7 protein-coding genes are annotated in these 7,435 nt (G+C 70.2%); all 7 read left to right on the top strand.

The features are described 5' to 3' along the window. The first annotated feature begins 81 nt into the window (after positions 1-81). The 7 genes from E1218_RS33975 to E1218_RS33945 all read left to right on the top strand — a co-directional run bounded on the left by E1218_RS33975 (position 82) and on the right by E1218_RS33945 (position 7,373). A complete protein-coding gene (locus E1218_RS33975) occupies positions 82-741 on the top strand; it encodes an alpha/beta fold hydrolase (RefSeq protein ID WP_132327148.1) in 660 nt (219 codons plus the stop codon). Further along, positions 741-1,841 (top strand): succinyldiaminopimelate transaminase, encoded by a 1,101-nt coding sequence (dapC, locus tag E1218_RS33970; RefSeq protein ID WP_202866345.1) that lies wholly within the window; start codon positions 741-743, stop codon positions 1,839-1,841. The genes E1218_RS33975 and dapC overlap by 1 nt, the downstream gene beginning before the upstream one ends. Before the next feature lie 84 nt (positions 1,842-1,925). Continuing rightward, positions 1,926-3,305, top strand: coding sequence for a M15 family metallopeptidase (locus E1218_RS33965; protein ID WP_267900349.1), 1,380 nt, complete (start codon positions 1,926-1,928; stop codon positions 3,303-3,305). Positions 3,306-3,430: 125 nt separating this feature from the next. After that, entirely contained in the window at positions 3,431-4,081 is a 651-nt protein-coding gene (locus E1218_RS33960; protein WP_132327146.1) for a hypothetical protein, read from the top strand. A 54-nt stretch (positions 4,082-4,135) separates the two neighbouring features. Then, the gene (locus E1218_RS33955; protein ID WP_132327145.1) at positions 4,136-5,290 is read left to right on the top strand and encodes an amino acid deaminase/aldolase; all 1,155 of its coding nucleotides are present in this window, start codon (positions 4,136-4,138) and stop codon (positions 5,288-5,290) included. Further along, the gene (locus tag E1218_RS33950; RefSeq protein ID WP_132327144.1) at positions 5,287-6,585 is read left to right on the top strand and encodes a D-arabinono-1,4-lactone oxidase; all 1,299 of its coding nucleotides are present in this window, start codon (positions 5,287-5,289) and stop codon (positions 6,583-6,585) included. Before E1218_RS33955 ends, E1218_RS33950 begins: the two co-directional genes overlap by 4 nt. Before the next feature lie 68 nt (positions 6,586-6,653). Further along, positions 6,654-7,373, top strand: a complete 720-nt coding sequence (locus E1218_RS33945; RefSeq protein ID WP_132327143.1) for a PIG-L deacetylase family protein — start codon at positions 6,654-6,656, stop codon at positions 7,371-7,373. Positions 7,374-7,435 lie beyond the last annotated feature (62 nt).

Genomic DNA, 7,435 nt, shown 5'->3' with positions numbered 1-7,435 from the left:
CGACGTCGTACATCTCCCACCCCTTCACCCGGTCCTGGTTACAGCTTTCCACTCCTTGCCGGCGGGAGCGCGCGAAATCCGTTGCCAAAAGGCGAACGGTCGTGCTTTTATTGGAGGGTGGGTAAGGTGGACGCGGGCTCCCGGGTGATCACGTACGACGCGCCGAGCCACGGCGACTCGGCGCCGGGAGGCGAGGGCAAGGGCGCCGGGACGCTGCTCGAACTGGCCGCCACGCTGCGGGCGGTCGTCGCGGTGCAAGGACCGGCGTACGGCGTGGTCGCGCATTCGCTCGGCGCCCCCGCGACGGCGCTGGCGCTGCGCGACGGGCTCCGGGTGGAGCGGGTCGTGTTCATCGCCGCGGCCACGGATTTCACCGAGACCCTGGATCAGATGCAGGCGTTCCTCGGGTTCGGGCCGCGGATCCGGGCCGGGTTCCTGCGCCGGTTCGAGGCCCGGTTCGGCCCGATGGAGTCGTTCCGGATGGACTCGCTGAGGTCGGGAATCAGCGGTCCGTTGCCGCCGCTGCTGCTGATCCACGACCGATCCGACGCGGAGACGTCGTACCAGGGCGGTGTCGAGGCGGCCGCACGCTGGCCCGGTGCCCGTCTCGAGACCAGTGAGGGACAGGGGCACCGCCGGATCCTGCGGGACCCCGACCTGGTGAAGAAGGCGGTGGAGTTTCTCGCGGAGCGGGCGCCTGTGGACCGGCAGCCCGGCCGGCAGGAGACAATGCGGGGGTGATCTTCGAGACTTCGCGGCGGTTGCCGGACTTTCCCTGGGACAAGCTCGCGCCGTACAAGCAGAAGGCGGCGGCCCATCCCGACGGGATCGTGGACCTGTCCATCGGCAGCCCGGTGGACCCGGTGCCGGACCTGATCCGGACCGCGCTCGCGGAGGCGGCGGACGCGCCGGCGTACCCGACCACGATCGGCACGTCGACCGTCCGGCAGGCGGCCGTCGACTGGATGGCGCGGCGGCTCGACGTCGCGGGGGTGGACCCGCAGGCCGGCGTGCTGCCGGTGATCGGCACCAAGGAACTGATCATGCTGCTGCCGACCCTGCTCGGGATCGGCGCCGGCGACACCGTGCTGATCCCGGACCTCGCGTACCCGACGTACGAGGCCGGTGCCGCGCTGGCGCGGGCGACGAGCGTTCCGGTCGCGGACCCGGCGACGTACGACGGGGCGGTGCGGGTCGCCTACCTGAACTCGCCGCGGAACCCGTCCGGCGAGATCACCCCGGCCGAGGACCTGCGCCGCGCGGTCGAGTGGGCGCGGGCGAACGACGTCCTGCTGGTCAGCGACGAGTGCTACACCGAGTTCGGCTGGGACGCGCGGCCGGTGTCCGTGCTCCACCCGGACGTGTGCGGCGGCAGCTTCGACAACCTGCTCGCGGTGCACTCGCTCTCGAAGCGGTCCAACCTCGCCGGGTACCGCGGCGGCTTCGTGGCCGGTGACGAGTCGGTCGTCGCCGAGCTCCTGGCCGTCCGCAAGCATGCCGGTCTGATGGTGCCGTCGCCGATCCAGGCCGCGATGGCCGCCGGGTTCGCCGACGACGCGCACGTGGAGGAGCAGCGGGTGCGGTACCTGCGGCGCCGCGCCGTCCTGCGCGACGCCCTGACGGACGCCGGCTGGGTCATCACCCTGTCCAACGGAGGCCTGTACCTGTGGGCCGCGCACCCGGACCACGACTCGTACGGCTCGGTCGGCGCGCTCGCGGACCGCGGCATCGTGGTCGCCCCGGGCGCCTTCTACGGTACGGCGGGGGAGCGGCACGTCCGCGTGGCCCTGACCGGCACCGACGAGCGCGTCGACGCCGCGGTGAAAAGACTGCAGGAGTGACAGAACTTCCGCGTCCTGTGTGACGTCTTCCCTTTCGGCTGCATCTTCAGTGGGTAAGTTGCGGTTGGGGAGAGGAGCGATCACATGACGCGGCAGGTTCTCGGGGTGGGGTTGGCAGCAGTGCTGCTCGTGGCGGGCCTGCAGGCGCCCAGTGCAACGGCGGTCGACGAACCGACGCCGCCACCTTCCTCTTCGACCTCGACTGAGGTGACCGGGACTCCGCCGACTCCTTCGATCGCGAACGAACTGGCCGAGACGCCGACGCCACCCGCGACCGAGGAGCCGACGGCGACCACACCGGCGCCCACGCCCTCGGTGACCGCCGACGCGGAGGAGTGGTCGATCACGCTCGACAAGCCGGCCGCGTCCTGGGAGGACCGGGTCACGGTGTTCACCGGCAGGATCAGCCGGCCTATCACCGGCTCGTACATCACCCTTTGGCAGCGCGTCCCGGGAGCCTGGGTGCTGCGGGGGTCGGCGCGGACCACGGCCGGCGGCGTCTACCGGTTCCACTACGTGTCGTCGGTCCCGACCACGTCGGCGTTCCGGACGATGATCGGCGTCAAGGCGGAGACCGCGCTGGCGATCTCGGACTACCAGTTGTCGAACATCCAGGACCGCAAGATCGTGCTGAACACCCCCGCGCCCTGGTACGCGACGCTGACCGGCGCCTCCGTCACCGGCCGGATGGTCCCGGCCGAGCCGGGCAAGGAACTCGCCCTCCAGTCCTACCTCGGCAGAGGCAGGTGGCAGTTGCTCTCGATCGCGACGATGGACACCGCCGGCAGGTTCCGCCTGCGGGTGCCGGACGACGTGCCGGCCACCCGGACCGTCCGGGTGCTGACCCGCGGGGTCACCCAGCCGCTGATGGAGTACTCCGGCCTCGCCACCATCGTGGTCAAGGCCCACCTGAACCCCAAGGTGTACGCCGTCTCGGCCGCGATGGTGCCGCACACGTACCGAGCCGGCTGCCCGGTGAGGCCGTCGTCGCTGCGGCTGATCCAGCTGAACTACTGGGGCTTCGACCGCAAGGTCCACCGCGGTGAGCTGGTTGTCCGCGACGCCGCCGTCCAGAAGATGATCTCGGTCTGGACGTCGACCTTCGCCGCCAAGTTCCCGATCCGGCAGATGCGCCGGGTGGACCGGTTCGGCGGGAGCGACATCAAGTCGATGGCGGCCGACAACACCTCCGCCTTCAACTGCCGCCGCGTCACCGGAAACCCGTACGCCTTGTCGCCGCACTCGTACGGCTGGGCCATCGACATCAACACCGTCGAGAACCCGTACCTCGCGGCCAACGGCGTCTGGTACCCGTCCAACGGGCTCGCCTACCGCAACCGGTCCGTCTCCCGCCCCGGGATGCTCTACGCGAGCAGCACCGCCAGCAAGGCGCTGGTTGCCCAGGGCTACCTCTGGGGTGGGTACTGGCGCAAGCCCGACTACCAGCACTTCCAGCCGAAGTGAGAACCGTCGTAGCTGTGGCAGTCCTCTCGGTGCTGCTGGTGGGGTGCAGCGCAGACGAGAGTCCGCGCGTAGCCAGGACTCCGAGCGCAACTGCGATCCCGATCACCGTAGGCGGGACTGTGCCGGTGCCGACCACTACGCTCAGCACCTTCAAGCCGACGGACGCGGCGGTGCCGCCTGAGCTGCCCGAGGAGGCGACTGCACCACCGCCTGCGACGGCTGGTCCGCTCAGTGCGCGCAACTTGCCGGCGCCGGACACGTTGGGCGCCGGTTGGAAGACCTATGTGGACCCGGGCGGTGCCGAAGTCGGTTTCCTCGGCAACGAGACCTGGACTCGTCGTCGTGAGCCGCATCAGGCTGCCTACGAGGCGTTGCCGATCGGCTGTGCCGGCCAGCTGCCCTCCGGCTCGTTGCCGGTCCCGCAGTACGCATTGCAGGGCGCCTACCGGTCGGGGGACGACAAGCCAGGCACTGCGCTGCTCCTGCGCTTCCGCGATGCTGACGAGGCGTCGGCGTACCGGTCCGGCTACCAGGCGCGGATGGCAGCCTGCGGCCACGGAGGTGACCTCAGTGTGAAGCAGTTGGGGTCAGAGGGCGCCGCCGCAGCCGCAGTACGACGCTATGGAGGCGACGAGGCCGAGCAGTACGTCGACGTGTCCGTGGTACGCGGCTCCACGGTCGCTCTGCTCGCGGCAGCATCGGCCGAGCCCGATGCCCAGGCAGACTGGGCGCACGGCGTTGTTCGGGCGCTGGAAGCTGTGATCGATTCACCGTAGGAACCGCAGCAGAAGTTGTATTACCTTTCAGTATTCTTGTCCTACACTCCCGGTATGGGTGATTTCGACCGGTACGCCCGCCTGACCGCGGACCTCGACGCGCCGTTCGCGGTGATCGACCTGGCCGCGTTCCGGCGGAACGCGGACGACCTGGTCCGCCGCGCCGCGGGCACGCCGATCCGGATCGCGTCCAAGTCGGTGCGCTGCCGGGCGCTGATCACGGCCGCACTCGAGCGACCGGGGTTTCACGGCGTCATGAGCTACGCGCTGCCCGAGGCGCTCTGGCTGGCCCGCAACGGCGTCGACGACATCCTGCTCGGCTACCCGACCACTCACCGCGGCGCGCTCCGGTCGTTGGCCGACGACCCCGCGGCGGCCGCCCGAATCACGCTGATGGTCGACTCACCCGAGCACTTGGCCTTCATCAAGTCCGTCACTGCCGGTGACGCGCGAATCCAGGTTTGCCTGGACGTCGACGCGTCGCTGCGGGTCCTCGGTCAGCACCTCGGCGTACGTCGTTCGCCGCTGCGGACCCCGGAGGAGGTCGCCGGGCTCGCTCGCGAGGTGGTGGCCGACGACGCCTTCGAGCTGGTCGGCGTGATGTTCTACGAGGCGCAGATCGCGGGTCTGCCGGACGCGTCGCCGGCCGTCCGCTGGGTCAAGCGCCGTTCGGCCGCCGAGCTCGCCGATCGCCGTGGCGCGGTCGTCGACGCGCTCAAGCAGTTCGCGCCGCTGCGGCTCGTCAACAGCGGCGGCACCGGCAGTCTCGAGATCAGCAGCGCCGACCCGGTCGTCACCGAGGTGACCGCTGGCTCAGGTCTCTACGGCCCGACTCTCTTCGACAGGTACGACGTGTTCCAGCCGCTGCCCGCGGTCGCCTTCGCGCTGGACGTCGTACGGCGCCCGGCGCCGCGGATCGCCACACTCTTCGGTGGCGGCTACGTGGCGTCCGGTCCGGCGAAGAAGTCCCGGTTGCCGTTGCCGACCTGGCCCGCCGGCCTGAAACTCCTGGGGACCGAAGGTGCAGGAGAAGTGCAGACCCCGGTCGTTGGAAGGTCCGCCGAACGGTTGCATCTTGGAGACCGGATCTGGATGCGCTATGCGAAGGCGGGCGAAATGCTGGAGCGGTTCGACGTCATGTACGCCATCGACGGTGACGAGCTGACCGGGCTCGCGACGTACCGGGGCGAGGGGAAAAACTTCGGATGAGCACCTGGCGGAACTGGTCGGGCACCGAGTCGGCCACCGGGGTGGAACTGCTCCGCCCGAGTTCGGCCGACGAGCTCGCGGCCGCGGTGAAGGCCGCCGCCGAGCAGGGCAGGAAGCTGAAGGCCGTCGGCTCGGGCCACTCGTTCACCGGCTGCTCCGTGCCCGAGCAGGTGATGGTCCAGCTGGACGGGCTGTCCTCGATCACCCACGCCGACCGGGATTCCGGCCGCGTCACGGCCGGCGCCGGCACCGGCCTGCGCACGCTGAACACCGGGCTGGCCGCGTTCGATCTGGCGATGGCGAACCTCGGCGACATCGACAAACAGACCGTCTCCGGCGCGATCTCCACCGGCACGCACGGCACCGGTGCCCGCCTCGGCGGCCTCGCGACCCAGGTGGTCGAGCTCGACCTGGTCACCGCCGACGGCTCGGTCCTGCACTGCTCCGCGGAGGAGAACGCGGACGTCTTCGCCGCCGCCCGGGTCTCGGTCGGCGCGCTCGGCGTGATCAGCTCGCTGACCCTGCAGTGTGTGCCCGCGTTCCTGCTGCGGGCCCAGGAGATGCCGCTGCCGCTGGGCGAGGTGCTGGACGGCTTCGATGAGCTTGCCCTCGGCAACGATCACTTCGAGTTCTACTGGTTCCCGCACACCGACCTCGCGCTGACCAAGCGGAACAACCGGGTCGCGGCCGGCGTCGGCCCGTCGCCGGTCGGCCGGATCCGCGGCTGGGTCGACGACGAGTTGCTGTCCAACCGAGTCTTCGAGCTGACGAACCGGCTCGCGACCCGCCGGCCCGGCCTGGTGCCGCGGATCAACCGGATCGCCTCCCGGGCGTTGTCGGCCCGTGAGTACGTCGACGCGTCGTACAAGGTGTTCTGCTCCGAGCGCAACGTGGTGTTCCGCGAGTCCGAGTACGCCGTACCCCGCGAGCACGCGGTCGAGGTCGTCCGCCGGCTCCGCGACTGGATCGACGCGTCGGGGACACGCATCCCGTTCCCGATCGAGGTCCGGGTCGCCGCCGCGGACGACATCTGGCTGTCGACGGCCTACGGCCGCGACACGGCGTACGTCGCGATCCACCAGTACCACCGCCTCGCCCACGACGCGTACTTCCGCGCCTTCGAGCGGATCGTCGCCGACTACGACGGGCGCCCGCACTGGGGCAAGCTGCACACCCTGGACGCGTCGGACCTGGCGACCCGCTACCCGCGTTTCGATGACTTCCTCGCCGTCCGCGACCGGCTGGACCCGACGCGGATGTTCACCAACTCCTACTCGCGCCAGATCTTCGGCTGAGCCGCGGTCGCCCTCCGGTCGGGCGAGTGACGTTCGCGGATGGACGGTGGGCGGGCTAGCCTGCGGAGATGAGCGTGCAGAAGCTGGAAGCGGTGGCGGAGGACTGGCAGAAGGCGCTGGCGGTGGTCGCGCATCCGGACGATCTGGAGTTCGGGACGGCGGCCGCGATCGCGCGCTGGACCGGTCAGGGCAAGGAAGTCGTGTACTGCCTGCTCACCTCGGGTGAGGCGGGGATCGACGGAGTCGCGCCGGACGAGTGCGGTCCACTGCGTGAGGCCGAGCAGATCGAGTCCGCGCGGATCGTCGGTGTGTCGGCGGTCGAGTTCCTCGGGCAGCCCGACGGCACCATCGAGTACGGCGTCGCGCTCCGCCGCGTGATCACCTCGGTGATCCGGCGGCACCAGCCGGAGATCGTGATCACGAACAACTTCCGCGACACCTGGGACGGCGACGTACTGCTGAACCAGGCCGACCACATCAACACCGGCCGCGCCACGCTGGACGCGGTCCGCGACGCCGCGAACCGATGGATCTTCCCGGACGCCGGTGAACGCTGGAACGGCGTACGCCAGGTTTGGGCCGGGAGTTCGCCGGGGTCGCGCCACGCGGCCGATACCACGGACACCTTGGACGTCGGCGTGGAGTCCCTGCGCGCCCACAAGGCCTACATCGACGGCCTCAACCAACCCGAGTTCGACCCGGCCGACTTTCTCGAAGGCCTCTCCCGATCAGCCGGCACCCGACTGGGCACCAAGTACGCGGCCGCCTTCGAAGTCTTCACTCCGTAAGCGCCCGCCCGTTGGGGCCGCTAGCGTTCAGGAAAATCGAGGGCGGCGTTCAGGTGGGGTGG

This window comes from Kribbella turkmenica (assembly GCF_004348725.1).
GTDB lineage: Bacteria > Actinomycetota > Actinomycetes > Propionibacteriales > Kribbellaceae > Kribbella > Kribbella turkmenica.
Note: the sequence above shows the minus strand (reverse complement) of the source record. Positions and strands in the feature narration are given on the sequence as shown.